The sequence below is a fragment of the Roseobacter cerffii genome (assembly GCF_054226325.1).
Genome location: NZ_CM135757.1, coordinates 630,929 through 654,506 on the forward strand (window position 1 = coordinate 630,929; position 23,578 = coordinate 654,506).

Below are 23,578 nucleotides of genomic sequence, written 5' to 3' on the forward strand. Positions count from 1 at the left end.
AATGGCAAACAGCAAAAGAGACCTGTTCTTGAAGCGCCGCCTGCGCGTTCGGAACAAACTGCGCAAGGTGAACGCAGGGCGTGTGCGCCTCTCCGTGCACCGCTCCAGCAAGAACATCAGCGTGCAGCTGATCGACGACGTGGCGGGCAAGACGCTGGCCTCGGCCTCTACGTTGGAAAAGGGCCTCGGTGTGGTGGGCAAGAACAACATCGAAGCGGCCACCAAGGTGGGCGCGGCGATTGCCGAGCGCGCAAAGAAAGCTGGCGTGGAAGAGGCGTATTTCGACCGCGGCGGTTTCCTCTTTCACGGGAAGGTCAAGGCCGTGGCCGACGCCGCCCGCGAGGGTGGTCTGAAGATCTGACCGAGGCGGTGGCCCAAGGCCCACCGGACCTGCCAACACATCGCGTGGAACCGGCAGGTGGGGTGGGCTTTCAGGCCACCCTTGGTCGCAACAGCGAAGGTGGCCTTACGGGGCCACCTCGATGATCCGGGGGCCGCTGGCCCACTTGGATTGAAACAACCGGGCGCTTGCCCACTGAGAAAAGGATGTTCTGATGGCAGAACGAGAAAACCGTCGCGGCCCGCGCCGCGATCGTGACGAAGCACCGGAGTTTGCCGACCGCCTGGTCGCAATCAACCGTGTGTCCAAGACCGTTAAAGGTGGTAAGCGCTTTGGTTTCGCAGCCCTTGTGGTTGTGGGTGACCAGAAGGGCCGTGTGGGCTTTGGCAAGGGCAAGGCCAAAGAGGTGCCCGAGGCGATCCGCAAGGCCACCGAACAGGCCAAGCGCCAGATGATCCGCGTGCAGCTGCGCGAAGGCCGCACGCTGCACCACGACATGGAAGGCCGTCACGGTGCCGGTAAAGTGGTCATGCGGACAGCGCCTGAAGGGACCGGGATCATCGCCGGTGGTCCGATGCGGGCCGTCTTCGAGATGCTGGGCGTGAAGGACGTGGTCTCCAAATCCATCGGCTCGCAAAACCCCTACAACATGATCCGCGCCACCATGGACGGGTTGAAGAAAGAGTCGAGCCCCCGCTCGGTCGCGCAGCGTCGCGGCAAGAAAGTGGCCGACATCCTGCCCAAGCGGGAAGAGACCGTCGAGTCCTCCGCGCAAGTGGCTGAGGAGGCGTGAAGATGGCCAAGACAATCGTGATCAAGCAGATCGGCTCCCCGATCCGCCGCCCCGCCAAACAGCGCGCGACGCTGATCGGGCTGGGCCTGAACAAGATGCACAAGACCCGTGAGCTGGAAGACACACCTTCCGTGCGTGGCATGATCAACTCCATCCCGCATATGGTGGAGATCGTGGAAGAGAAGGGCTGAACGTCTCTCGTCATTGAAATTGAAAACGCCCCGCCGGAAACTGCGGGGCGTTTTTTAAGTTGATGGATGTCAACTTGGAGCCCAAAGTGACGCCTACTGTATAACTGATGCTTCATAACTCACGAATACCGCCAAGTGCGTGAGAAGCCGTCATTGGTGACAATGAGGCCGACCCATTGCTTAGGTTGACCTTGCTTTCGACTTGCTATGGTGCCGCAAGCAAAAATCACACTTTTCTGTTCCCTGGCTCGGCGAACACTCTCTAGTCGCCGCAACTGCCGCATCCCGAGCCGCAGTCACCGGCGTTATCATCCGCAAACGGGTCGCCGCTTTCAAAAGTGAGTATGAATTCACCCCGCGTTGTCATGCCATTTAGCGCAGAAAAGAAAATCATCAGCGCGATGCCCGAAAAGAATAGTCCGAACAAAAGTGGAAAGCTGCCTTGGACTGTTGACCAGACGCCGATGCAAACGAACACTCCAGAGACGATGAGGCGACCTACTTTATCAACGGTTCCTTTGTGTCTCCAGATACCTTTTGGCGGTGAACCAAAGAGCGCCTTGTAGGCCGATACAGTTGCCTTGTAGTCATCCAGAAGGGCCACACCTTCGCCACCGGGGTTGTGGTGGACCGGCTTGCCAAGCTTTTTGCAGAACACATCCCAATAGTCACGACTGTGTTGCATGTGCAGATGCCAGACCAAGTCCACCGCCTTCGAAGGTACGTTGCGCTTGGTTCTTGTGGCGCAAAGATACATGAACTTGCGATATTCCTCGACAGCCACACTTGCAGTCTCACGCGTGATGCCGTGTTGATCCATTAGTTGTTGAAGGAATGGTCGCCCTGATGCCTCATCAGGCATCTTATGCGAAGAAATCAGCTCCCATAGCTGAGTATTGAGAGAGGTCATCGTAGCCTCCTATGTTCTTCTCTTTTCTTTACAGTATCTTCATGGCGCCACAATGTAACAGTTACATGACAGCGGCAAATGCTCGACGCGGTATACGATTTCTGACGGGCGCATAAAGCGGATCTTGAGAGTCGAAGATCCAACGTTACAGAAGTCTCGCATCGGCGACATCAAGCGTGCGTCGCAGCTAAGCCAAGGGTGCTCGCTTTCAACATCACGTTCCGAGACCAAAGCAATTCAATCGACAATGCTGAACTATCCTTTTCACACTCATGCCTGGCAATATGTGAAGGTGCTAGGGGCAGGGCGTTTCGAAACGCTCCTTGCCGGGTTGCAGGCTGCACTTCCAGTACGCTCAAACTGACCCTTGATCCACGACCAAACCCCGTCTATACGCCCACGATCATCCTTGGGGTGACAGAATCGAAACGCCGCGTTTGCCCGCTCCCGTCGCTGGGGGGTACATCCGGCCAGAGGAGAAGCGACAATGAAACTGAATGAACTGTCTGACAACGCAGGCGCCACCAAGAAACGCAAGCGCGTGGGGCGTGGCCCGGGTTCCGGCACCGGTAAGATGGGTGGCCGCGGGATCAAAGGTCAGAAGTCGCGCTCGGGCGTGGCGATCAACGGGTATGAAGGCGGGCAGATGCCGCTCTACCAACGCCTGCCGAAGCGCGGCTTCAACAAGCCGAACCGCAAGCAATTCGCCGTTGTGAACCTTGGGCTGATCCAGAAATTCGTGGACGCCAAGAAGATCGACGCGAAGAAGGCGATCACCGAAGACGTGCTGGTCGAAAGCGGCCTGATCCGGCGCAAGCGCGACGGCATCCGCGTGCTGGCCAAGGGCGAGGTGACCGCCAAGCTCGACCTGACCGTCACCGGCGCGTCGAAATCGGCCATCGAAGCGGTCGAAAAAGCCGGCGGGTCGCTGACCGTGGCGGCGCCGGTCGCGGAAACGTCAGAGGGCTGAGACCCGAGTTGAGGCTTGTGGGCGGCGTCCGCGCCGCTTACATAGGCCCTAGTTTTCCTGAACGCCGCCCGCCGGAAAACGGCCCGGGCGGCGCGTCCGTATAAAGAGAGAGCCAATCCATGGTATCTGCCGTTGAGAACATGGCCGCCAACACCAGCTGGTCCGCGCTGGGCAAGGCGACCGATCTCCGAAACCGCATCCTCTTCACCCTTGGCCTGCTGATCGTCTATCGCCTGGGCACCTTCATCCCGGTGCCGGGCATCGATGGTGTGGCGCTGCGCCAGTTCATGGAGCAGGCGGGGCAGGGCATCGGCGGTATGGTGTCGATGTTCACCGGCGGCGCGCTGGGACGGATGGGCATCTTTGCCCTGGGAATCATGCCCTATATCTCGGCCTCGATCATCGTGCAGCTTCTGACCTCGATGGTGCCGAGCCTCGAACAGCTCAAGAAAGAGGGCGAACAGGGGCGCAAGAAAATCAACCAGTACACGCGCTATGGCACGGTGCTGTTGGCCACGCTGCAGGCCTATGGGCTCGCCGTGAGCCTCGAGGCGGGCGATATCGTGACCGATCCGGGCTTCTTCTTCCGGGCCTCCTGCGTGATCACGCTGGTGGGCGGCACGATGTTCCTGATGTGGCTGGGTGAGCAGATCACCGCGCGGGGCGTGGGCAACGGGATCTCGCTGATCATCTTCGTGGGCATCATCGCCGAACTGCCTGCGGCATTGGCACAGTTCTTTGCCAGCGGACGCTCTGGCGCGCTGAGCCCGGCGGTGATCATCGGGGTGATCATCATGGTGATCGCGACGATCATGTTCGTGGTCTTCATGGAACGGGCCTTGCGCAAGATCCACATCCAGTATCCACGCCGACAGGTGGGGATGAAGGTTTATGACGGCGGGTCGAGCCACCTGCCGGTGAAGGTGAACCCGGCGGGCGTGATCCCGGCGATCTTTGCTTCCTCGCTGCTGCTCTTGCCGGTCACGATCAGCACCTTCTCGGGCAATTCGACCAACCCGATTATGTCGTGGCTGTTGGCCAACTTCGGGCCCGGCCAGCCGCTTTACCTCGCCTTCTTCACGGTGATGATCGTCTTCTTTGCGTATTTCTATACGTTCAACGTGAGCTTCAAGCCGGACGATGTGGCGGACAATCTGAAGAACCAGAACGGCTTTGTGCCCGGCATCCGGCCCGGCAAGAAGACCTCGGAATACCTTGAATATGTGGTCAACCGCGTGCTGGTTCTGGGCTCTGGTTATCTTGCGGCGGTCTGCCTTCTGCCGGAAATCCTGCGCGGGCAGTTCGCGATCCCCTTCTACTTTGGTGGCACTTCCGTGCTGATTGTTGTATCCGTAACCATGGATACCATCCAACAGGTCCAGAGCCACCTTCTGGCCCACCAATATGAAGGCCTGCTCGAGAAGTCGCAGTTGCGTGGCAAATCGGGCGGTAAGACACGCAAGAAACGGAGCCCCGTCCGACGATGAACATTATCCTGCTGGGGCCTCCGGGGGCCGGTAAGGGGACGCAGGCGCGTCACCTGGTAGATACACGCGGCATGGTCCAGCTGAGCACGGGCGACATGTTGCGCGAGGCCAAGGACTCCGGCACCGAGATGGGCAACATCGTCGCTGATGTGATGGCGCGCGGCGCGCTTGTGACAGATGAGATCGTCATTGGGCTGATCAAGGAAAAACTGGAGACGGTGAAGGCCGCAGGGTTCATCTTCGACGGCTTCCCGCGCACGCTGGCGCAGGCGGATGCGCTGGGCGCGTTGCTGGAGAGCCAGGGCGAGAGCCTTGATGCGGTGGTCGAGATGCGCGTTGACGATGCGGCGCTGGTGGCCCGGATCGTAGCGCGCTCGACCTGTGCGATGTGCGGTGAGGTCTACAATGACAACACCAAGCCGATCCCCGCGGATGGAAAATGCACCAACTGCGGCGGCACCGAGTTCAAACGCCGGGCGGATGACAATGAGGAGAGCCTCAAGACCCGCCTGATGGAATACTACAAGCAGACCTCGCCGCTGATCGGCTATTACTATGCCAAGGGCATGCTGTCGCGCGTCGACGGCCTGGGTGCGATCGAGGCGGTGCAGGGCGAGATCAAGGCGGTGCTTGACGCGAAGACGCCTGCGCCGGTCTGAGCGCATGGGCGCGCCGCACTAGACCTCGTCAGGCTTTCTGATCTGTTTGGCAAAGTCCGGCAGCCGGCTCTTTATAAATGCGTAGAACATGGTGTTGCGCTGGTTGATGTCGGTGACGCCGTCGATGTGCTTCAGCGCAGCCATCAGCACCGACACCACCTGTTTGTTGGTCTCGAACTTGGCGGCGATGCCGCGGGACGGGTGCCAGCTTTGCACCTTGCCGTTGCTCACTTTGGTAAAGATCTCGAAGAGCGTGATGTTGTCCGGCGGGTTGGCAGCCGACGTGTCAAACGCGTCGTCGGGGCCGGTCACCTCCGTGACCCAGTCGGGCAACTGGTCTAGCGGCGCCAGTTTGAGATACACCGCGAGCCACTGACTGTATTGTTGGTACAACATCATGGCGGCGACCTCTTCCCGCTGTTCCTTCGACAGGGACGTGTCTGTCTGGGCGTAGAAGAGCTCGTAGATGCCCCTGTTTCTCGTCAGGAACAGATCGAAGGCCTTTTCCTGGTCGAGGTTGAAACGCCGGGTGTTTTCGGTGGGTTCGTCCCGTTCCAGCTCGGGGCCGTCACCATGGGTGGTGCGAATACGGCCATTCGCGAAATAGATGCTGCCGATCTTGCCATCCTTCACGCTGGCGATCAGCGTGACCTTGGAGTGTGCCTTGTATTCGTCTTTGGCCCATTTGGGCACACCGGTTGGGTCATTCTTCTGCCAGCTTGGGGTCTCGTTCGGCCCGTAGTCGGGCATGCGGGGACCGGGAGAGGTATCCACCGTGCCCGTTTTCCCGACCTTGTCGACATAGTCTTTCTGTGCCCAGTCGGGCGCGCCTGACTTGACCACCTCGCGCTGGACGACGCCCGCGGCCTTGCGCTGCAGCGCATGGAGCTGGCGGACGGGTGTGCTGTCCTGCGCCTTCGCCTGCAAGGCGCCGAGCGACGCATCGGGGGCGACCCGGCGCGGGCCCGTGTCTTCGCGAGCGGTGGGGTGCCGCGGGCGGCGGGGTCTGGGACGCGGTGACTTCAAGGCAGAGCCCTTCCGGTTGTGACGGGTAAAATACTACTCTGAATTGAAATCATGATCTGGCGGTGCGGGCAACAGCCCTCTCGTCACATCAAGCTGCGCGCCGGGCGATGCCGGTTTTTCCGGCGCCCGTCGCCGCTTTTCAGCGCGATGACGCCGGGTGTCTGCCTGGACCTTGGGTGCTATGTCTTCTTGGGTTTGACCTTGATCTCGTCAGGTCTGCGGATGAGTTTCGCGAAGTCGGGGATCCGCTTCTGGATAAACTCATAGAACTGCTTGTTCCGTTCGTTGACGTCCTTCACCCCGTCGATGTGCTTCACCGCCGCCTCCAGGACCGAGATCACCTGTTTGTTGGTGGCGAACTTGGTGGCCACCCCGCGCGAGGGATGCCAGCCCGCGACCTTGCCGTCGCTCACACGGACGAAGACCTCGAACAGTTTCATGACAGGATCCGGAGCCCCGTTTTCCGGATCATGCGCGGTGTCGGGCCCGGTGACCGGCACGATCCAATTAGGCAGGCTGTCGTTGGGGATCGAGATGAGCTGATTGGACAGCCACCTCTTGAAGGCGCGATCATATTCTTTTCCGGCGAGTTTCTCGCGCTCTTTCTTGGGCAGCTTGACGTCGGTCTTCCAGTAGAGGTTCGGGAAGAGATCCTTGTTGTTTGCATCGAAAATGCCCTGTGCCCGCGCCAAATGCAGATTGTAGCGTTGCACGGCCCGGTCCGCCTTGTCCGGGGCCTTCTCGGGCCCCGAGCCATGGGTGGTGCGGATGCGGCCGCCGGGGAAGTAGATGCTGCCGATCTTGCCGTTTTTCATCGAGCAGATCAGCGTCGTCTGAGCCTCGGCTTCATATTCATCCTTGGCCCATTGCGGCACGCCTGTTTTTGCGTCCCAGGCCGGTGTCTCGTCGTCCTCGTAGTCCGGCAGGAAGGGGCTGGAGGAGGTATCGACCTCGCGTTGCACGATACCACTCGCGCGGGACTGCATGCGCATCAGCTGTGCAACGGCGGGGCTGCCATCAGCCTTGGTTTGCAGCAGGTCGAGCGTGGGATCGGCGGGTGCGGCGCCCTGGGGCTGGGTCTGCTTGGCGGCGGGCTGCTGGATGGGCGGCTTGGGCGCGCGCGGGCTCGCGGTTTTCGGCATCTGTGGACCTTTGGCTGGCGGATCGGTATGCACAACCTAGCGTAGAGACATCATCCGGTCCACAATCGGATTGCGTGTTGACCTGCGGCGCCAATCGGCTCATGTGAGAAAGGCCCGAGGGGCGGGTTGACGATAGGCGAAAAACCCCATAACACGCGCTATCTCGACTGAGAATCAATTTGTCTTAAGGGTCGCTCCCAAGAGGCAAGATCACCTGATCAGCTGACGCCCGATGCCCTGAAAAGCCTCGGGCTTACGTTGTGAAAAAAGGGTCTGGAATTACGGACCCGCAACGAAAAGGAATAGGACACGTGGCACGTATTGCCGGCGTAAACATCCCGACTGCAAAGCGGGTTCCCATCGCCCTCACCTACATCACCGGTATCGGCAACGCCTCTGCAAAGGCAATTTGCGAAGCGGTTGGTATCGACGCGACCCGCCGGGTCAACGAGCTCTCTGACGCCGAAGTGCTGGCCGTGCGCGAGCATATCGACGCCAACTACACCGTCGAGGGCGATCTGCGCCGCGACGTGCAGATGAACATCAAGCGCCTGATGGACCTGGGCTGCTACCGTGGCCTGCGCCACCGTCGCAACCTGCCGGTCCGTGGTCAGCGCACCCACACCAACGCACGTACCCGCAAAGGCCCCGCGAAGGCCATTGCCGGTAAGAAGAAGTAAGGGAGGGTCTGACCAATGGCACGTGATCGCGTACGCGTTAAGAAAAAGGCCAGCAAGAACATCGCCGCCGGTGTGGCGCATGTGAACAGCTCCTTCAACAACACCAAGATCCTGATCTCGGATGTGCAGGGCAATGCGATCTCCTGGTCGTCGGCTGGCACCATGGGGTTCAAGGGCTCGCGGAAATCCACGCCCTACGCGGCGCAGATGGCCGCCGAGGATGCAGGCCGCAAGGCACAGGAACATGGCGTCAAGACGCTGGAAGTGGAAGTGCAGGGCCCCGGGTCCGGCCGTGAGAGCGCGCTGCGCGCCCTGGCCGCGGCGGGCTTCAACATCACCTCCATCCGCGACGTGACACCCATGGCGCACAACGGCTGCCGCCCGCCGAAGCGTCGCCGCGTTTAAGGATCTTTATTATCAGCGGGGTTGCGCATGTCTGCGCGGCCCCCATCCGCTTTTTGAAACCTCGAGAGTCTTGGCCTTTCGGACATGGGGCTTAGACAGGAATGGAGGGACGCATGATCCACAAGAATTGGGCCGAATTGATCAAGCCGCAACAGCTTGACGTGAAGCCGGGCAACGACCCCGCACGTCAGGCCACCGTGACGGCTGAGCCGCTGGAGCGTGGCTTTGGCCTGACCATGGGCAACGCGCTGCGCCGCGTGCTGATGAGCTCGCTGCAGGGTGCGGCCATCACCAGCGTTCAGATCGACAATGTGCTGCACGAGTTTTCCAGCGTGGCCGGTGTGCGTGAGGATGTGACCGACATCATCCTGAACCTCAAGGGCGTCTCGATCCGCATGGAAGTCGAAGGACCCAAGCGCCTGTCGATCTCGGCCAAGGGGCCGGGCGTTGTGACCGCGGGCGACATTTCGGAGAGCGCGGGCATCGAAGTGCTGAACCGCGATCACGTGATTTGCCACCTCGACGATGGTGCCGACCTCTACATGGAGCTGACCGTCAACCAGGGCAAAGGGTACGTGTCTGCGGAGAAGAACAAGCCCGAGGATGCGCCGATCGGCCTCATTCCGATCGATGCGATCTATTCGCCGGTGAAGAAAGTCAGCTATGACGTGCAGCCGACCCGTGAAGGTCAGGTTCTGGACTATGACAAGCTGACCATGAAGGTCGACACCGACGGCTCGATCACGCCAGATGACGCGGTGGCCTTTGCCGCGCGCATTCTGCAGGACCAGCTGGGCATCTTCGTGAACTTCGATGAGCCCGAGTCCGCCAGCCGCGCCGATGAGGACGATGGTCTGGAGTTCAACCCGCTTCTGCTGAAGAAAGTGGACGAGTTGGAGCTGTCTGTGCGGTCTGCTAACTGCCTGAAGAACGACAATATCGTGTATATTGGCGATCTGATCCAGAAGACCGAAGCCGAGATGCTGCGCACGCCGAACTTTGGCCGCAAGTCGCTCAATGAGATCAAGGAAGTGCTTTCGGGCATGGGTCTGCATCTCGGGATGGACGTGGAAGACTGGCCGCCCGACAACATCGAGGATCTGGCCAAGAAATTCGAAGACTCCTTCTAAGGGGTCTTCAGACATGCCCGCATCTGGCGGGGAAGATCTGGGCTTCACGGCCCCAAGGAGAGCCGGGTGACACGCATCACCCGGTCAGACAAAGCAAAACCGCCCGTAGAGGGCACATTTGGAGATTGAAAATGCGTCACGCACGTGGATACCGCCGCCTGAACCGCACACATGAGCACCGCAAGGCGCTCTGGGCGAATATGGCGGGCTCGCTCATCGAGCATGAGCAAATCAAGACAACTCTGCCGAAGGCAAAAGAACTGCGCCCGATCATTGAAAAGATGATCACGCTGGCGAAACGCGGCGATCTGCACGCGCGCCGTCAGGCGGCTGCCAAGCTGAAGCAGGACCAATACGTCACTAAGCTCTTTGACGTGCTGGGCCCGCGTTACAAGGACCGCCAGGGTGGTTATGTGCGCGTGCTGAAAGCGGGCTTCCGCTATGGCGACATGGCGCCGATGGCGATCATCGAGTTCGTGGATCGCGACCGCGACGCAAAGGGAGCTGCCGACAAGGCGCGCCTGGCTGCGGAAGAAGCCGCCGACGAATAAGACAGGCGCTTTTGCGCTGCTGTGGCCCCTGTCCCACGCGGGACGGGGGCTTTTTTTATGCGGTCAGGGGGGGTATCTCGAGCAGAGACGTCCTAGGATGCTGGCGGTGATCTCTGTGCTGAAGCGGTGCGACTTGCATATTTTTGGAACACTGAAGCGGCTGGTCTTGCTGCTGGTTTGCCTCGGCCCGCTCTGGGCGCATGCGGAGACGCGGGTGCCGCAGAGTGCCGCCGAGATCACCTTGAGCTTTGCGCCGCTGGTGCGGGAGACGGCGCCTGCGGTGGTGAACATCTATGCGCGGTTCGTGACCGAAAGCCGCCGCACGCCGTTTATGGATGATCCGTTCTTTGACAGGTTCTTCGAAGGCTTCGGGCGGCCCGAGCCGCGGGTGCAGAACTCGCTGGGGTCGGGCGTGATCCTGTCGGCGGACGGCATCATCGTGTCGAATTATCACGTGGTGGGCATGGCGACGGATATTCGTGTGGTGCTGGCCGACCGGCGTGAGTTCACGGCGCGGGTGTTGCTGGGCGATGCGGAGAGCGATCTGGCGATCCTGCAGCTGGAGGGTGCGGAGGACCTGCCGTTTCTGCCGCTGCGCACCTCGGACACGGTGGAGGTGGGCGAGCTGGTGCTGGCCATCGGCAACCCTTTTGGCGTGGGCCAGACCGTGAGCAGCGGGATTGTCTCGGGGTTGGCGCGCTCTGGCGCGGCGACCGGGTCGGGCCGGGGGTATTTCCTGCAGACCGATGCGCCGATCAACCCCGGCAATTCGGGCGGTGCGCTGATCGACGTGCGCGGTGAGCTGATCGGTGTGAACACCTCGATCCTCACGCGCTCCGGCGGCTCGAACGGCATTGGGTTTGCGATTCCGTCGGATCTGGTGGCGGCTTTCGTGGCACAGGCGCAGGACGGGCTGACGAGCTTCGCGCGGCCCTGGGCGGGGATGGGTGGCCAGCCGGTCGATGCGGAGATGGCCGAGGCCTTCGGGCTTGAGCGGCCCGGGGGGATCATTATCTCGGCGATGCATGCCGACAGCCCCTTTGCACAAGCGGGCGTGTCGGTGGGCGATGTCATCACCGCGGTCGACGGCCAGCCAGTGAACACGCCGCCCGAGATGGTCTACCGGATGAGCGTGACGGGCCTTGGCCAGCGCGCGCGGATCAGCTTTCTGAGCGAGGGCGAGATGCGCGAGACCGAGGTGCGGCTGATCGCGGCGCCAGATGTGCCGGACCGCGAGGCGCTGACGCTGGGGTCGGATGATATTCTGCCGGGGCTGGGTCTGGCGCGCGTGAACCCGGCGGTGATCGCGGAATTCAACCTGGCGCTGGAGAGCACCGGCGTGGTGGTGACCGATGCGGGGCGGTTTGGCGGCCGGGTCGGGGTGCGCGTGGGCGATGTGATCGTGGGCATCAATGACCGCCCGGTGACGCGACCGCGCGATGTGGTCGCGGCGTTCCGGTCGCGCGCGCGCAGCTATGCGGTCAGCGTGATCCGCGGGACGAGCCGCGTCGTGCTGCGGTTCGGGGTCTGAGGGGTGGCGGATCTCTTTGCCACCGAGCCCGCGCCGGAGGCGGGTGGGCATCGGCCCCTGGCGGACCGGTTGCGCCCGCAGACCTTGGCCGAGGTGATAGGGCAGGACCAAATCCTGGGCCCGGAGGCGCCGCTGACCGTGATGCTGGACGCGGGTGCGCTGGGGTCGCTGATTTTCTGGGGGCCACCGGGGGTCGGCAAAACCACGATTGCACGGCTACTGGCGCATGAGACCGAGATGCATTTCGTGCAGATCAGTGCGATCTTCACCGGTGTGCCCGAGCTGCGCAAGGTCTTCGAGGCGGCGAAGATCCGACGACAGAACGGGCAGGGCACGCTGCTGTTTGTGGATGAGATCCACCGCTTCAACAAGGCGCAGCAGGATGGGTTTTTGCCGCATATGGAGGACGGGACGATCCTTCTGGTGGGGGCAACGACGGAGAACCCGTCGTTCGAGCTGAATGCGGCGGTCATGAGCCGGGCGCAGGTCATGGTGCTGGAGCGGCTCGATCTGAAAGACCTCGAACTGCTGGCACAGCGGGCCGAGCAGGAGCTGGGTGCGCCGCTGCCGCTCGACGGCCCGGCGCGCGAGGCGCTGCTGGAGATGGCCGATGGCGACGGGCGGGCGCTTCTGAACCTGATCGAACAGGTGAGCGCCTGGACCGTTGAGGGCAAGCTGGACCCGGACGCGCTCGGCACCCGGTTGATGCGGCGGGCGGCGCAATACGACAAATCAGGGGATGCGCATTACAACCTGATTTCGGCGCTGCACAAATCGGTGCGCGGCTCGGACCCGGATGCGGCACTCTACTGGTTTGCGCGGATGCTGGAGGGCGGGGAGGACCCGCGGTTTCTGGCACGGCGACTGACCCGGATGGCGGTGGAAGACATCGGGCTGGCCGATCCGCAGGCGCAGGCGATCTGTCTGCAAAGCTGGCAAACCTACGAGCGGCTCGGCAGCCCCGAGGGCGAGCTGGCGCTGGCGCAGGCGGTGGCCTATCTCGCGCTCGCACCGAAATCCAACGCCGCCTACGTGGCCTATAAAGGCGCGCGCAAATCGGCGAAGGAGACCGGATCGGAGCCGCCGCCAAAACACATTCTGAACGCGCCGACCAGCCTGATGAAGGATCAGGGCTATGGCGCGGGCTATGCCTATGACCACGATGCCGAAGACGGGTTTTCGGGGCAGAATTATTTCCCCGATGGCATGGCGCGGCAGAGCTTCTATGCACCCGTCGAGCGGGGGTTCGAGCGGGATTTGCAAAAGCGCATGGCCTATTTCGCAAAGCTGCGCGCCAAGCGCGAAACTTGACAATCTGGCAGGGGTGCGGGACAGACCGCGCATGATGACATCTCTGATCATGGTGGCCTGCGGCGGGGCCCTCGGCGCGACGTTGCGGTTCCTCTGGGGCGTGGCGTTTCTGCGCCTGACGGGGCCGTCGGAGTTTCCGCTGGCGATCATGACAGCGAACATCCTCGGGTCATTTCTGATGGGGGCGTTCGTGGTGCTGGCCGCGCATAAGGGGCTCACCCATCTGAGCCCGTTCGTGATGACGGGGTTGCTCGGCGGGTTCACCACCTTCTCGGCCTTTTCGCTGGAGACGATGACGCTGGTGGAGCGGGGCGATCTGGGGGCGGCAGGGCTCTATGTGGTGCTGTCGGTGGCGCTGTCGATTGGCGGGCTGATGCTGGGGCTGTGGCTGGCACGCGGGGTCATCGCATGAGCCGGGTGCAGACGGTCACGGTGGCGCAGGATGACGCGGACCAGCGGCTTGACCGGTGGTTCCGGCGGCAATTTCCGCATGTGCCGCAAGGCCGGATCGAGAAGATGTGCCGCAAGGGCGAAATCCGGGTCGATGGCGGGCGGGTGAAGGCGGCCACGCGGCTTGAGGCGGGCCAGCAGGTGCGGGTGCCGCCGCTGCCGGACGGCCAGGCGCCTGCGCCGGAGCGCAAGACGGTGTCGGACGCCGATGCCAGGATGATCCAGGCTTGCGTGATCTACCGCGACGATCAGGTGATTGCGCTGAACAAGCCCGCCGGTTTGCCGACGCAGGGTGGGTCGAAACAGACGCGCCATGTGGACGGGCTCGCCGAGGCGTTGAAGTTCGGGTTCGAGGAAAGGCCGCGGCTGGTGCATCGGCTCGACAAGGACACCTCGGGGGTGTTGCTGCTGGCGCGCACGCGGGCGGCGGCCAAGGCGCTGACCGCGTCGATGCGGCATAAGGAGACACGCAAGATCTACTGGGCGCTGGTGGCCGGGGTGCCCGCACCGTACCTGGGCGAAATCCGCTTTGGGCTGGTCAAGGCGCCGGGGCGCGGCGGCGGTGGCGAGGGCGAGAAGATGATTGCCCTGCACCCGCGCGAGATCGACGAGACGCCGGGGGCCAAGCGCGCGCATACGCTCTATGCCACCCTTTACCGCGTGGGCGCGCGGGCGGCCTGGGTTGCGATGGAGCCGATCACCGGGCGAACCCATCAGCTGCGCGCGCATATGGCCGAGATCGGGCACCCGATTGCGGGCGACGGCAAATACGGCGGCTCGGGGCAGGAGAACATGGGCGACGGCTGGGGCGCGCAGCTGGGCGGGATCATCTCGAAGAAGCTGCACCTGCACGCGCGGATGATGCGGTTTGAACAGCCCGAGACCGGCAAGATCATCACGGTGACAGCGCCCTTGCCAGAGCATATGGCGCAGAGCTGGGAGACCTTCGGCTGGACCGAGGACCTGGCCGCCGAAGACCCCTTCGAGGCGCTGTGATGGCAGGCGATCTGCGGCTGGTGATCTTTGACGTGGACGGCACGCTGGTGGACAGCCAGGCCGACATTCTGGCGGCGATGGCGCAGGCCTTCGAGGCCGTGGCGCGCCCCGCACCGAGCCGCGATGACATTCTGGGCATCGTGGGGCTGTCGCTGGACGTGGCGGTGCGGCGGCTGGCGCCCGATGCCGATCATGCCCGCATGGTTGCGGCCTATAAGGAGGCCTATGTGGCCCTGCGCGCGCAGATCGGTGCGGCGCAATCCTCACCGCTCTATCCCGGCGCGCGCGAGGTGCTCGACCGGCTGAACGCACGGCCCGAGGTGTTGTTGGGCGTGGCCACCGGCAAGTCGAAGCGCGGGCTCGACAAGCTGATAGAGGCACACGGGCTCGAAGGCGTGTTCATCACCCAGCAGGTCGCTGATTTTCACCCGTCCAAGCCCAACCCGTCGATGATCTACCAGGCGATGGCCGAGGCGGGTGTTTCGAAAACCCAGACGGTGATGATCGGCGACACCAGTTTCGACATGGAGATGGCCGCGGCAGCGGGGGTGCCCGGGTTCGGGGTGAGCTGGGGCTATCACCCGGTGCGGTCGCTGCGGGCTGCGCGGAGCGTGGCGCATGATTTTGCGGCGCTGGAAGACGCGCTGGCCACGCATTGGGGGCAGCAGGGATGAGCGAATGGAAGGCCAAGCGGTTCTGGACCGCGGCGGAGGTGACCGAGACCGCCGAGGGGTTTGGTATCGCGCTCGACGGGCGCCCGGTGAAGACCCCGGCGAAGCGGGCGCTGGCGGTGCCAACGCGCGGGCTGGCCGAGGCGGTGGCTGCGGAATGGGCGGCGCAGGGCGATGTGGTCGACCCGCTGACCATGCCGTTTACGCGCACGGCGAATGCGGCGCTCGACAAGGTGGCGGTGCAGCAGGCTGAGGTGGCCGAGATGCTGGCGGCCTACGGTGACAGCGATCTGCTGTGTTACCGCGCCGAACAGCCCGCCGAACTGGTGGCGCGGCAGGCCGACCAGTGGGACCCGATCCTCGACTGGGCGGCGGAGGCGCTGGATGCCCGGTTGCAGCCGCGCACGGGGGTGATGCACGCGCCGCAGGAGGCCGCGGCCCTCGCGCGGCTGGCCGCTCAGGTGCAGGCGCTGTCGGTCTTTGAGTTGACGGCCTTTCATGACCTTGTCAGCCTGTCGGGCTCACTGATTCTCGGCTTCGCCGCAGCGCAAGATGTGCAAAAAATCGACGTGCTTTGGGACATTTCCCGTCTCGATGAGATATGGCAGGCCGAACAATGGGGCCGGGACGAGGAAGCTGACGCCGCGGCAGCTGTGAAATTCGCTGCCTTCCGGCACGCCAAAGTGGTTTTTGATCTCTCAAATCCCGCATTTTAGCGCTCACAGTAAGCATTCCGTTCAGAAGCTGTTTCGCGGGTCTCATTTTCGGCTGCGTACCCTTGACCTCTCTAAGGGATTGCGACCAGTATATGGCCCACTTGGAGGGGCAAACCCTGCAAATCGCCTCCGGCCAACGAGTGCCGGTCGACCCGCCTGACACGGGCGGAAAATCAGGAAGAGGTAAAAATGAAAAAATCTGTAATTCTCGGCGCGCTGACCGTCGCTGGCCTGTCGGCTGGTGCGGCTGCTGCCGGTACGTTGGACGACGTGAAAGCACGCGGCACGCTGAACTGCGGCGTGGCCACCGGCCTGGCCGGTTTCGCGGCGCCGGATGCGAACGGCGAATGGAAAGGCTTTGACGTCTCGGTCTGCCGCGCCGTCGCTGCCGCCGTTCTGGGCGACCCATCCGCAGTTGAATTCGTTCCGACAACCGGCAAGACACGCTTCACAGCGCTTGCGTCGGGCGAGATCGACATGCTGGCACGGAACACCACTTGGACCTTCAGCCGCGACGTTGACCTGAAGTTCACCTTTGTTGGTGTGAACTACTACGACGGTCAGGGCTTCATGGTCCCGAAAGGCCTCGGCGTGTCTTCCGCGAAGGACCTCGATGGCGCAACTGTCTGCATTCAGACCGGCACGACGACCGAGCTGAACCTTGCGGACTTCTTCCGCACCAACAACATCAACTATGAGCCGGTGCCGATCGAGACAAACGCGGAAGCGCAGCAGCAGTACCTGGCTGGTGCCTGCGACGTCTACACCACAGACGCCTCCGGTCTGGCGGCGACACGCGCGACTTTCGAAGCACCGGGCGATCACGTCCTGCTGCCCGAGATCATTTCGAAAGAGCCGCTCGGCCCGCTGGTCCGTCATGGCGACGACGAATGGGGTGACGTGGTGCGCTGGACGCTGAACGCGCTGATCACCGCAGAAGAGCTGGGCGTGACCTCGGCCAACGTGAGCGAGATGTCCGCGAACACTGGCAACCCCGAAGTGGCGCGCCTGCTGGGCACCGAAGGCACGCTGGGCGAAATGCTCGGCCTTGACGCCGACTGGGCACAACGCGCGATTTCCGCGCAAGGCAACTATGGGGAAATCTTCGCCAAGAACATCGGTGAAGAGACGCCAATCGGGCTGGCCCGCGGGCTCAACGCCCAGTGGACCGACGGCGGCCTGATCTACTCGCCACCGTTCCGGTAAAGACAACGGACAAGGGCGCAGGACCAACCTGCGCCCTTTTCTTATGACGACCCAAAATAAAGAGACCCGACCACCGAGGCGCAGAACGTGCCCGTCAAAACCAAGGTCGGAACCACGGGGAAAATTCAAATGACAACACTGACGGACCCACCGCAGGAGTCCTTCCGCCTGTCTATGTTGATCAACGACACGCGGTACCGGTCCCTGACGTTTCAGGGGATCACGCTGCTGGTGCTGATCATCGCCATTGCCTATCTGGCGAACAACCTGCTGACAAATCTCGCCGCTGCTGGTTTGAACATCGCCTATGACTTCCTTGGCGACCCGGCAGGCTATGACATCAACCAGGCGTTGTTGGAGTACAACAGCCAGTCGAGCCACGCGCGGGCGGCCCTTGTCGGTGTTCTGAACACGCTGCTGGTGGCCTTCCTGGCCTGTGTGACGGCAACCGTCTTCGGTGTGATCGCCGGTGTGCTGCGCCTGTCGAACAATTGGCTGGTGCGCAAGCTGATGTCTTTCTACGTGGAGATCTTCCGGAACATCCCCGTGCTGATCTGGATCATCATCATCTTTACCATCATGACCGCCGTGATGCCCGCCCCGCGGGCCTTCCGCGGCGACGAGCCCGAGGCGACAATGCTGATGGGCCTCTTTGCCTTTACGAACCGGGGCGTCTATATCCCCGCGCCGGTCTGGGGACCGGGGTCGATGGTGGTGGTCGCAACCTTCATCGCGTCGATCATCGGCGTTGTCGGTTATCGCCGCTATGCGACGAAACTGCTTTATGACACGGGCAAGCTGCTGCCCACGGGCTGGCCGAGCCTTGCGATCCTCTTCGTGCCGACCATCCTGATGTTTTACATCATGGGGCGACCGATCGGGCTCGATATTCCCGAGTTGGGCGGCTTCAACTTCAGGGGCGGTATCCAGGTGGGTGCGCCGCTGATCGCGCTGTGGTTCGCGCTGTCGATCTACACCGGCGCCTTCATCGCGGAAAACGTGCGTGCGGGTATCCAGGCGGTGAGCAAGGGCCAGACCGAGGCGGCCTCGGCCCTGGGGCTGCGGCCCGGGCGGGTGATGAAACTCGTGGTGCTGCCGCAGGCGCTCCGCGTGATCATCCCACCGCTGATTTCGCAGTATCTTAACATCACCAAGAACTCGTCGCTGGCGATTGCGGTGGGCTATGCGGACATCACCGCGACGCTGGGGGGCATCACGCTGAACCAGACGGGTCGGGCGATTGAATGCGTGCTGCTGCTGATGCTGTTCTATCTGACCATCTCGCTGCTCATCTCGGCGGTGATGAACGTCTACAACAATGCCGTGAAGCTGAAGGAGCGCTGAGCCATGTCAGATACACATGCCCATTCCGTTGCCTTCGTGCGTGAAACGGAAATCCCGTCGGCGCCACCGCCCTATGCGGCCACGGGGCCGGTCAAATGGCTGCGCGAAAACCTCTTTGCGACGCCGGCCAACAGCCTGCTGACGATTGTCGCGCTCTATGTCATCTGGATGATCCTGTCGGGGGCGATGCCGTGGATCCTGAACGGCATCTGGAACACCTCGAGCCTTGCAGAGTGCCGTCAGGTGCTCGATGGGGCCGTGGGCGCTTGCTTCTCGGTTCTGACCGAACGGTGGCACCAGCTGCTCTTTGGCTTCCAGTACCCATCCGAGCTCTACTGGCGTCCGACGCTGGCGCTGCTGCTGTTGTTTGTCGCAGCGGCACCGGTGTTGTTCTTTGACCTGCCGCGCAAGCTTCTGGCCTTCACGGCGGTCTACCCCTTCATCGCCTTCTGGCTCATCTGGGGCGGCACAATTCTGACGCCCATCGTGGCCTTCCTCGGCGTCGTTGCGGGCGCGGTTGTTTATCAGCGCCTCGTGACCGGCAGCTTCGCCTACGGATTCTTCGGAGGGATCATCGCCGCCTTCATCGTCTGGACGGTGGGCGGCTGGATCATCCCGGACGGCGCGTCGGAGACAGCGATGCTGACAGCTGTGCCCAGCCGTGACCTGGGTGGCTTCATGCTCAACATGATGTTGGGCGTCACCTGTGTGACGCTGTCGATCCCCATCGGGATCGCGCTGGCGCTTGGGCGACAGTCCTCCATGCCGCTGATCAAGGTGGTCTGCGTGGTCTTCATCGAGTTTGTTCGCGGTGTGCCTCTTATTACGCTGCTCTTCGTGGCGAGCGTGATGCTGGCGTATTTCTTCCCGCCTGAATCCTCGCTCGATCTGTTCCTGCGCGTGGTGATCATGATCACCATGTTCTCATCGGCCTATATCGCCGAGGTGATCCGGGGTGGCCTCGCCGCTTTGCCGAAGGGGCAGTATGAGGCGGCGGATTCGCTGGGGCTGGACTATCCGCAGGCGATGCGGCTGATCATCCTGCCGCAGGCGCTGAAGATCTCGATCCCGGGGATCGTGAACATCGCCGTGGGGCTCTTCAAGGATACCACGCTCGTGTCGGTGATCGGCATGTTCGACATCGTCGGCATGATCCGCGGGCCGATCCTCGCCTCGACGGAATGGAACGGGGTCTATTGGGAGCTTCTGGGCTTCGCCTCGGTGCTGTTCTTCATCGTCTGCTACGGCATCTCGCAATACTCACAATGGCTCGAACGTCGCCTTGCGACCGACCATCGCTAATGCGCCCTCACGCAACGAAAGTGGTAGGGCATAGATAAGGAGGTTTCAGATATGGCTGAAGCTGCGACGCAAATGAAGGTCTCCGACGAGATCGCAATCACCATCAGCAAGATGAACAAGTGGTACGGCACGTTCCACGTGCTGCGCGACATCGACCTGACGGTCAATCGCGGCGAGCGCATCGTGATCTGCGGGCCCTCGGGCTCTGGGAAATCCACGCTGATCCGCTGTATCAACGCGCTGGAAGAGCACCAGCAGGGCTCCATCGAGGTGGACGGTACCCTGCTGTCGTCGGACCTGAAGAACATCGACAAGATCCGGTCCGAGGTCGGCATGTGCTTTCAGCACTTCAACCTCTTCCCGCATCTGACGATCCTGGAGAACTGCACGCTGGCGCCGATCTGGGTACGCAAGACACCGAAGAAGGAAGCCGAAGAGACGGCGATGCATTTCCTGGAGAAGGTCAAGATCCCCGATCAGGCGAACAAGTATCCCGGCCAGCTCTCGGGCGGTCAGCAGCAGCGGGTGGCGATTGCGCGGAGCTTGTGCATGCGTCCGCGGATCATGCTTTTCGACGAGCCCACCTCGGCGCTCGACCCGGAGATGATCAAGGAGGTGCTCGATACGATGATCGAGCTAGCCGAGGAGGGGATGACCATGCTCTGCGTGACCCATGAGATGGGCTTTGCGCGGCAGGTGGCGAACCGGGTGATCTTCATGGATGCGGGCCAGATCGTCGAACAGAACGAGCCCGAGGCCTTCTTCAACAACCCGCAGAGCCCGCGCACCCAGCTGTTCCTCAGCCAGATCCTCGGCCACTGAACCACGGGTGGCCTGAAAGCTCACCCAACCTGCCAGCACGGCGGTCAGGACAGGCAGGTGCGGTGGGCTTTCAGGCCACCGCTACGTCAACTCTCGCGGGACGACGAAATCAATCGGCTGGCCCTCGTGCCAGCCGATTTCGCTCCAGCTTTCGGCGTCAAACTGCACCACCAGCGTGGCGCCAGTGGGGTAGTCCTCGAACCGCAGGTGCTCCGGCGCCCGACGCACGAGCCGATGTGCGAAATCGCAGATGCCGGGGTTATGCCCGACCATCAGCACGCAAGTTCCCGTGGCGCGTTTCAGGACCTCGCGCATCGCTGCCGCCTCGGCATGGTAGAGATCACTTGTGTAGCTGACAGGTATCTCAGCGGGCAGGTCCAACCTCTGGAGCGTCTCACCCGTGCGGGTCGCGGAGGAGCATAGCACCTCGTCAGGCAGATGCCCCTGCGCGCGCAACCAATCGCCCAAGGCCTTGGCCGAGACCCGCCCGCGCCCGTTCAACGGTCGCTCGTGATCGCGTAGGCCGGCATGGGTCCAGTCGGATTTGGCGTGGCGCATCAGGATCAGGGTGCGGGTCATTGTGGGTGAAACGCTCTCATGTGGAAGGCGGATTGGGCGGGCGGGCGGTCAAACTGCGCGGAGACAGGGCAGGCGCGCCGCACACGGCACCCCTGTGTCATGCAGTCTGCACCCTCTGTCGTTTCGAGGAAACCCTTGCAGCGTGGGACGTCATAGGCCTCTTCCGCCGAAAGCGCGCCCACTGGGCAGGCGGAGACACAAGGCGTGTCCGCGCAGCTGTCACAGGGGCTGGTCTGTGTGGGCGCTTCAGTCAGGAGCGGCGTGTCGAACAGCAGCGCCCCTCTAATCGAAATCATCAACCCCGCCGTGTCATGCACCATCATGCCGGTCGGGCTTTGGAAAAACCGGCCGGTTTGCAGGGCCCAGGCAATGAATGGGAGATAAGGCGGCCCGTCGGAGGGGTAGGCCGTCCGCGCCCCCACCTGCGCCGCAAGGGCGCCAATGACCCGCTTGGACCAGCGGTCCAGCGGGTCGGCCCGGCCATCTCGGTACTCCGCCGATGCGGTGAAGACCGGCCAAAGCTCTGCGGTGGCGCCGATCATCACCAGACCTGTTTCGTCCTCAAGACGTGCTGTGCCCATGATGAAAATGCCGGAGGGCTCTGCCAAAGCGGCGATACGGTCGAGGGTCATTTCCGGGAGAAGGGCAGCGCAATCGACCAGCCAAACCGGCTCGGGCGGTCATCCTGCCATTCGAGACCCACCTGCATCTCGTCATGCCCCGCCTTGGGCTGAGCGATGTAGGTGCCGAACATCTGGTCCCAGATCGACAGCGCAAAGCCATAGTTGCTGTCATGCTCCGCGCGGTGCACGGAATGGTGCACGCGGTGCATGTCGGGCGTGACCAGCACACGGCGCACGATGGCGTCAAGCCAGAGCGGCAAGCGGATGTTGGCGTGGTTGAACATCGCCGTGCCGTTCAGCAGGATCTCGAAAATGATCACCGCGAGCGCGGCGGGACCCATCAGGTAGACAAGCCCGATCTTCAGCACCATCGACAGGGCAATCTCGACCGGGTGGAAGCGGATAGCAGTGGTCACGTCCATGTCCACATCCGCGTGGTGCACACGGTGCAGCCGCCAGAGGATCGGCACCTTATGGGTGATCAGATGCTGCAGCCAGATCGCGAAATCCAGCACCAGGATGGCAATGACGATCTCCAGCCAGACCGGCCAGCCGATCATGTTGAAGAGGCCCCAGCCCTGAGCCTGCGCGTCGATGGCGGCGCCCACGGCCAGCAGAGGCAGGGCAAAGGCCATCAGCCGCAGGGTCAGCGTGTTGGCGATGGTGATGCCCCAGTTCGTCGTCCATCGCCGGCTGCGCGGCTGGCTGCGCACGCGCCTGGGCGCGAGGGCTTCCAGCGTGGCGAGGACCGCGAACAGGCCCAGAAAGATACCGAGGCGAATGATGGCTTCGTTTTCCATGGCTTACATGTAAGCCAGAGCGCCGTCTGAACCAAGCGACAGCGTGACACATCTGCGTCAGCGCGGGCGGGTCAGTCGGCGCGGATGATCGACCCGGCGCCGTGCTCGGTGAAGAGCTCCAGGAGACAGGCATTGGGGGCCCGGCCGTCCAGGATCACCGCCGCGCGCACGCCGCCGTCGATGGCGGCCAGCGCCGTCTCGGTCTTAGGGATCATGCCGCCTGCGATGACGCCGTCCTCGGTCAGGCTGCGGATTTGGGTCGCACTCAGCTCGGTCACTACGGCGCCCGCAGCATTCTTCACGCCCGCCACATCGGTGAGCAATAGGAGCCGGTCGGCTTTCAGCGCCGCGGCCACGGCCCCCGCAGCGGTGTCGCCGTTGATGTTGAAGGTCTCTCCCTGTTCGCCAGCGCCCAGCGGTGCGATCACGGGGATGTATTCCTTCTCCGCCAGATCACGCAGCACCTGCGCGTTGACCACATCCGGCGTGCCGACAAAGCCGAGATCGGGGTTTGTGGGCGTGCAGCGGATTAGATGCGCATCCTTGCCGGACAGGCCAATGGCGCGCCCGCCCTGCCGGTTGATGGCCTGCACGATACGCTTGTTCACGAGGCCCGCGAGCACCATCTCGACCACCTCCATGGTGGCGGCGTCGGTCACGCGTTTGCCATCCTTGAATTCGGAGGTGATCTGGAGTTTGTCCAGCATCGCGTTGATCATCGGCCCGCCGCCGTGCACGATCACCGGGTTCACGCCGACCTGCCGCATCAGCACCACGTCGCGGGCAAAATCCTCCATCGCGGCATCGCTGCCCATGGCGTGGCCGCCGAGCTTGATGACCACGGTGGCCCCCGCATAGCGCTGCAGATAGGGCAGGGCCTTGTTCAGCGTGCTTGCGGTTGCAATCCAGTCGCGGTTCATGTCTTGGGTCTTCATCTTTGCAC

The 23,578-nt window shown here is 62.7% G+C and carries 27 protein-coding genes; 20 read left to right on the forward strand and 7 right to left on the reverse strand.

Features of this window, described 5'->3' with window-relative positions; genetic code table 11:
- Position 1: 1 nt before the first annotated feature.
- From rplR to rpmD, 3 genes are all read left to right on the forward strand, one after another.
- Positions 2–361, forward strand: coding sequence for a 50S ribosomal protein L18 (rplR, locus tag ACVC7O_RS03140; RefSeq protein WP_195819746.1), 360 nt, complete (start codon positions 2–4; stop codon positions 359–361).
- 193 nt (positions 362–554) lie between these two features.
- A complete protein-coding gene (gene rpsE / locus ACVC7O_RS03145; protein WP_458324642.1) occupies positions 555–1,133 on the forward strand; it encodes a 30S ribosomal protein S5 in 579 nt (192 codons plus the stop codon).
- A gap of 2 nt (positions 1,134–1,135) precedes the next feature.
- A complete protein-coding gene (gene rpmD, locus ACVC7O_RS03150; RefSeq protein WP_011567687.1) occupies positions 1,136–1,324 on the forward strand; it encodes a 50S ribosomal protein L30 in 189 nt (62 codons plus the stop codon).
- A 262-nt stretch (positions 1,325–1,586) separates the two neighbouring features.
- Here rpmD and ACVC7O_RS03155 read toward each other — a convergent pair whose 3' ends face one another.
- The gene (locus ACVC7O_RS03155) at positions 1,587–2,234 is read right to left on the reverse strand and encodes a glycine-rich domain-containing protein (protein WP_458324643.1); all 648 of its coding nucleotides are present in this window, start codon (positions 2,232–2,234) and stop codon (positions 1,587–1,589) included.
- Positions 2,235–2,721: 487 nt separating this feature from the next.
- Here ACVC7O_RS03155 and rplO point away from each other — a divergent pair, with 487 nt between their 5' ends.
- From rplO to ACVC7O_RS03170, 3 genes are all read left to right on the forward strand, one after another.
- Complete coding sequence (gene rplO / locus ACVC7O_RS03160) at positions 2,722–3,204, forward strand: 50S ribosomal protein L15 (RefSeq protein WP_458324644.1); 483 nt, start codon at positions 2,722–2,724, stop codon at positions 3,202–3,204.
- A 119-nt stretch (positions 3,205–3,323) separates the two neighbouring features.
- The gene (secY, locus tag ACVC7O_RS03165; RefSeq protein WP_458324645.1) at positions 3,324–4,691 is read left to right on the forward strand and encodes a preprotein translocase subunit SecY; all 1,368 of its coding nucleotides are present in this window, start codon (positions 3,324–3,326) and stop codon (positions 4,689–4,691) included.
- Entirely contained in the window at positions 4,688–5,350 is a 663-nt protein-coding gene (locus ACVC7O_RS03170) for an adenylate kinase (protein ID WP_458324646.1), read from the forward strand. The genes secY and ACVC7O_RS03170 overlap by 4 nt, the downstream gene beginning before the upstream one ends.
- Positions 5,351–5,368: 18 nt before the next feature.
- On the opposite strand, the gene ACVC7O_RS03175 is transcribed toward ACVC7O_RS03170, so the two are convergent.
- Both ACVC7O_RS03175 and ACVC7O_RS03180 read right to left on the reverse strand, forming a co-directional pair.
- A complete protein-coding gene (locus tag ACVC7O_RS03175) occupies positions 5,369–6,376 on the reverse strand; it encodes a hypothetical protein (RefSeq protein WP_458324647.1) in 1,008 nt (335 codons plus the stop codon).
- 179 nt (positions 6,377–6,555) lie between these two features.
- Complete coding sequence (locus ACVC7O_RS03180) at positions 6,556–7,518, reverse strand: hypothetical protein (protein WP_458324648.1); 963 nt, start codon at positions 7,516–7,518, stop codon at positions 6,556–6,558.
- Between the two features lie 311 nt (positions 7,519–7,829).
- On the opposite strand from ACVC7O_RS03180, the gene rpsM reads away from it, so the two are divergent.
- From rpsM to ACVC7O_RS03250, 14 genes are all read left to right on the forward strand, one after another.
- Complete coding sequence (rpsM, locus tag ACVC7O_RS03185; protein ID WP_458324649.1) at positions 7,830–8,198, forward strand: 30S ribosomal protein S13; 369 nt, start codon at positions 7,830–7,832, stop codon at positions 8,196–8,198.
- 15 nt (positions 8,199–8,213) lie between these two features.
- Complete coding sequence (gene rpsK / locus ACVC7O_RS03190) at positions 8,214–8,603, forward strand: 30S ribosomal protein S11 (protein ID WP_159974560.1); 390 nt, start codon at positions 8,214–8,216, stop codon at positions 8,601–8,603.
- Between the two features lie 113 nt (positions 8,604–8,716).
- A complete protein-coding gene (locus tag ACVC7O_RS03195) occupies positions 8,717–9,733 on the forward strand; it encodes a DNA-directed RNA polymerase subunit alpha (protein ID WP_458324650.1) in 1,017 nt (338 codons plus the stop codon).
- Between the two features lie 131 nt (positions 9,734–9,864).
- Entirely contained in the window at positions 9,865–10,284 is a 420-nt protein-coding gene (rplQ, locus tag ACVC7O_RS03200) for a 50S ribosomal protein L17 (protein ID WP_195819755.1), read from the forward strand.
- Between the two features lie 97 nt (positions 10,285–10,381).
- Positions 10,382–11,815 carry a trypsin-like peptidase domain-containing protein gene (locus tag ACVC7O_RS03205; protein WP_458324651.1) on the forward strand — a complete coding sequence of 478 codons (1,434 nt, stop codon included), beginning with the start codon at positions 10,382–10,384 and terminating at the stop codon, positions 11,813–11,815.
- 3 nt (positions 11,816–11,818) lie between these two features.
- Positions 11,819–13,126: a replication-associated recombination protein A gene (locus tag ACVC7O_RS03210; RefSeq protein WP_458324652.1), complete on the forward strand. Its 1,308-nt coding sequence runs from the start codon at positions 11,819–11,821 to the stop codon at positions 13,124–13,126.
- 31 nt (positions 13,127–13,157) lie between these two features.
- Positions 13,158–13,538: a fluoride efflux transporter CrcB gene (gene crcB / locus ACVC7O_RS03215; RefSeq protein ID WP_458324653.1), complete on the forward strand. Its 381-nt coding sequence runs from the start codon at positions 13,158–13,160 to the stop codon at positions 13,536–13,538.
- Positions 13,535–14,572 carry an RluA family pseudouridine synthase gene (locus ACVC7O_RS03220; RefSeq protein ID WP_458324654.1) on the forward strand — a complete coding sequence of 346 codons (1,038 nt, stop codon included), beginning with the start codon at positions 13,535–13,537 and terminating at the stop codon, positions 14,570–14,572. The genes crcB and ACVC7O_RS03220 overlap by 4 nt, the downstream gene beginning before the upstream one ends.
- Positions 14,572–15,246, forward strand: a complete 675-nt coding sequence (locus ACVC7O_RS03225) for an HAD-IA family hydrolase (RefSeq protein ID WP_458324655.1) — start codon at positions 14,572–14,574, stop codon at positions 15,244–15,246. The genes ACVC7O_RS03220 and ACVC7O_RS03225 overlap by 1 nt, the downstream gene beginning before the upstream one ends.
- The gene (locus ACVC7O_RS03230; protein ID WP_458324656.1) at positions 15,243–15,959 is read left to right on the forward strand and encodes an ATP12 family chaperone protein; all 717 of its coding nucleotides are present in this window, start codon (positions 15,243–15,245) and stop codon (positions 15,957–15,959) included. The genes ACVC7O_RS03225 and ACVC7O_RS03230 overlap by 4 nt, the downstream gene beginning before the upstream one ends.
- A gap of 189 nt (positions 15,960–16,148) precedes the next feature.
- Positions 16,149–17,165, forward strand: a complete 1,017-nt coding sequence (locus ACVC7O_RS03235) for an amino acid ABC transporter substrate-binding protein (protein WP_458324657.1) — start codon at positions 16,149–16,151, stop codon at positions 17,163–17,165.
- A gap of 129 nt (positions 17,166–17,294) precedes the next feature.
- On the forward strand, positions 17,295–18,509 hold the full coding sequence (locus ACVC7O_RS03240) for an amino acid ABC transporter permease (protein WP_458324658.1): 1,215 nt from the start codon (positions 17,295–17,297) through the stop codon (positions 18,507–18,509).
- A 3-nt stretch (positions 18,510–18,512) separates the two neighbouring features.
- Entirely contained in the window at positions 18,513–19,811 is a 1,299-nt protein-coding gene (locus ACVC7O_RS03245; RefSeq protein WP_458324659.1) for an amino acid ABC transporter permease, read from the forward strand.
- Between the two features lie 51 nt (positions 19,812–19,862).
- On the forward strand, positions 19,863–20,633 hold the full coding sequence (locus ACVC7O_RS03250; RefSeq protein ID WP_458324660.1) for an amino acid ABC transporter ATP-binding protein: 771 nt from the start codon (positions 19,863–19,865) through the stop codon (positions 20,631–20,633).
- A gap of 81 nt (positions 20,634–20,714) precedes the next feature.
- Here the strand turns inward: ACVC7O_RS03250 and ACVC7O_RS03255 are convergent, their stop codons facing one another.
- The 4 genes from ACVC7O_RS03255 to argB form a co-directional block, all read right to left on the reverse strand.
- Positions 20,715–21,212, reverse strand: a complete 498-nt coding sequence (locus ACVC7O_RS03255; protein WP_458324661.1) for a SixA phosphatase family protein — start codon at positions 21,210–21,212, stop codon at positions 20,715–20,717.
- Positions 21,209–21,844: a ferredoxin gene (locus tag ACVC7O_RS03260; protein WP_458324662.1), complete on the reverse strand. Its 636-nt coding sequence runs from the start codon at positions 21,842–21,844 to the stop codon at positions 21,209–21,211. Before ACVC7O_RS03260 ends, ACVC7O_RS03255 begins: the two co-directional genes overlap by 4 nt.
- The gene (locus ACVC7O_RS03265; RefSeq protein ID WP_458324663.1) at positions 21,841–22,635 is read right to left on the reverse strand and encodes a sterol desaturase family protein; all 795 of its coding nucleotides are present in this window, start codon (positions 22,633–22,635) and stop codon (positions 21,841–21,843) included. The genes ACVC7O_RS03260 and ACVC7O_RS03265 overlap by 4 nt, the downstream gene beginning before the upstream one ends.
- 71 nt (positions 22,636–22,706) lie before the next feature.
- Positions 22,707–23,570, reverse strand: a complete 864-nt coding sequence (argB, locus tag ACVC7O_RS03270) for an acetylglutamate kinase (protein WP_458324664.1) — start codon at positions 23,568–23,570, stop codon at positions 22,707–22,709.
- Positions 23,571–23,578 lie beyond the last annotated feature (8 nt).

Excerpts from the sequence above, each read along its gene's own strand:
- ACVC7O_RS03235 (WP_458324657.1), top strand. The coding sequence starts at position 16,149 with ATGAAAAAATCTGTAATTCTCGGCGCGCTGACCGTCGCTGGCCTGTCG.
- rplQ (WP_195819755.1), top strand. The coding sequence starts at position 9,865 with ATGCGTCACGCACGTGGATACCGCCGCCTGAACCGCACACATGAGCAC.
- ACVC7O_RS03240 (WP_458324658.1), top strand. The coding sequence starts at position 17,295 with ATGACAACACTGACGGACCCACCGCAGGAGTCCTTCCGCCTGTCTATG.
- ACVC7O_RS03245 (WP_458324659.1), top strand. The coding sequence starts at position 18,513 with ATGTCAGATACACATGCCCATTCCGTTGCCTTCGTGCGTGAAACGGAA.
- ACVC7O_RS03225 (WP_458324655.1), top strand. The coding sequence starts at position 14,572 with ATGGCAGGCGATCTGCGGCTGGTGATCTTTGACGTGGACGGCACGCTG.
- ACVC7O_RS03230 (WP_458324656.1), top strand. The coding sequence starts at position 15,243 with ATGAGCGAATGGAAGGCCAAGCGGTTCTGGACCGCGGCGGAGGTGACC.
- ACVC7O_RS03195 (WP_458324650.1), top strand. The coding sequence starts at position 8,717 with ATGATCCACAAGAATTGGGCCGAATTGATCAAGCCGCAACAGCTTGAC.
- ACVC7O_RS03180 (WP_458324648.1), bottom strand. The coding sequence starts at position 7,518 with ATGCCGAAAACCGCGAGCCCGCGCGCGCCCAAGCCGCCCATCCAGCAG.
- ACVC7O_RS03250 (WP_458324660.1), top strand. The coding sequence starts at position 19,863 with ATGGCTGAAGCTGCGACGCAAATGAAGGTCTCCGACGAGATCGCAATC.
- ACVC7O_RS03265 (WP_458324663.1), bottom strand. The coding sequence starts at position 22,635 with ATGGAAAACGAAGCCATCATTCGCCTCGGTATCTTTCTGGGCCTGTTC.
- ACVC7O_RS03170 (WP_458324646.1), top strand. The coding sequence starts at position 4,688 with ATGAACATTATCCTGCTGGGGCCTCCGGGGGCCGGTAAGGGGACGCAG.
- argB (WP_458324664.1), bottom strand. The coding sequence starts at position 23,570 with ATGAAGACCCAAGACATGAACCGCGACTGGATTGCAACCGCAAGCACG.
- ACVC7O_RS03155 (WP_458324643.1), bottom strand. The coding sequence starts at position 2,234 with ATGACCTCTCTCAATACTCAGCTATGGGAGCTGATTTCTTCGCATAAG.
- secY (WP_458324645.1), top strand. The coding sequence starts at position 3,324 with ATGGTATCTGCCGTTGAGAACATGGCCGCCAACACCAGCTGGTCCGCG.
- ACVC7O_RS03255 (WP_458324661.1), bottom strand. The coding sequence starts at position 21,212 with ATGACCCGCACCCTGATCCTGATGCGCCACGCCAAATCCGACTGGACC.
- rplO (WP_458324644.1), top strand. The coding sequence starts at position 2,722 with ATGAAACTGAATGAACTGTCTGACAACGCAGGCGCCACCAAGAAACGC.
- ACVC7O_RS03260 (WP_458324662.1), bottom strand. The coding sequence starts at position 21,844 with ATGACCCTCGACCGTATCGCCGCTTTGGCAGAGCCCTCCGGCATTTTC.
- ACVC7O_RS03205 (WP_458324651.1), top strand. The coding sequence starts at position 10,382 with ATGCTGGCGGTGATCTCTGTGCTGAAGCGGTGCGACTTGCATATTTTT.
- rpmD (WP_011567687.1), top strand. The coding sequence starts at position 1,136 with ATGGCCAAGACAATCGTGATCAAGCAGATCGGCTCCCCGATCCGCCGC.
- crcB (WP_458324653.1), top strand. The coding sequence starts at position 13,158 with ATGATGACATCTCTGATCATGGTGGCCTGCGGCGGGGCCCTCGGCGCG.
- ACVC7O_RS03220 (WP_458324654.1), top strand. The coding sequence starts at position 13,535 with ATGAGCCGGGTGCAGACGGTCACGGTGGCGCAGGATGACGCGGACCAG.
- rpsK (WP_159974560.1), top strand. The coding sequence starts at position 8,214 with ATGGCACGTGATCGCGTACGCGTTAAGAAAAAGGCCAGCAAGAACATC.
- rplR (WP_195819746.1), top strand. The coding sequence starts at position 2 with ATGGCAAACAGCAAAAGAGACCTGTTCTTGAAGCGCCGCCTGCGCGTT.
- rpsE (WP_458324642.1), top strand. The coding sequence starts at position 555 with ATGGCAGAACGAGAAAACCGTCGCGGCCCGCGCCGCGATCGTGACGAA.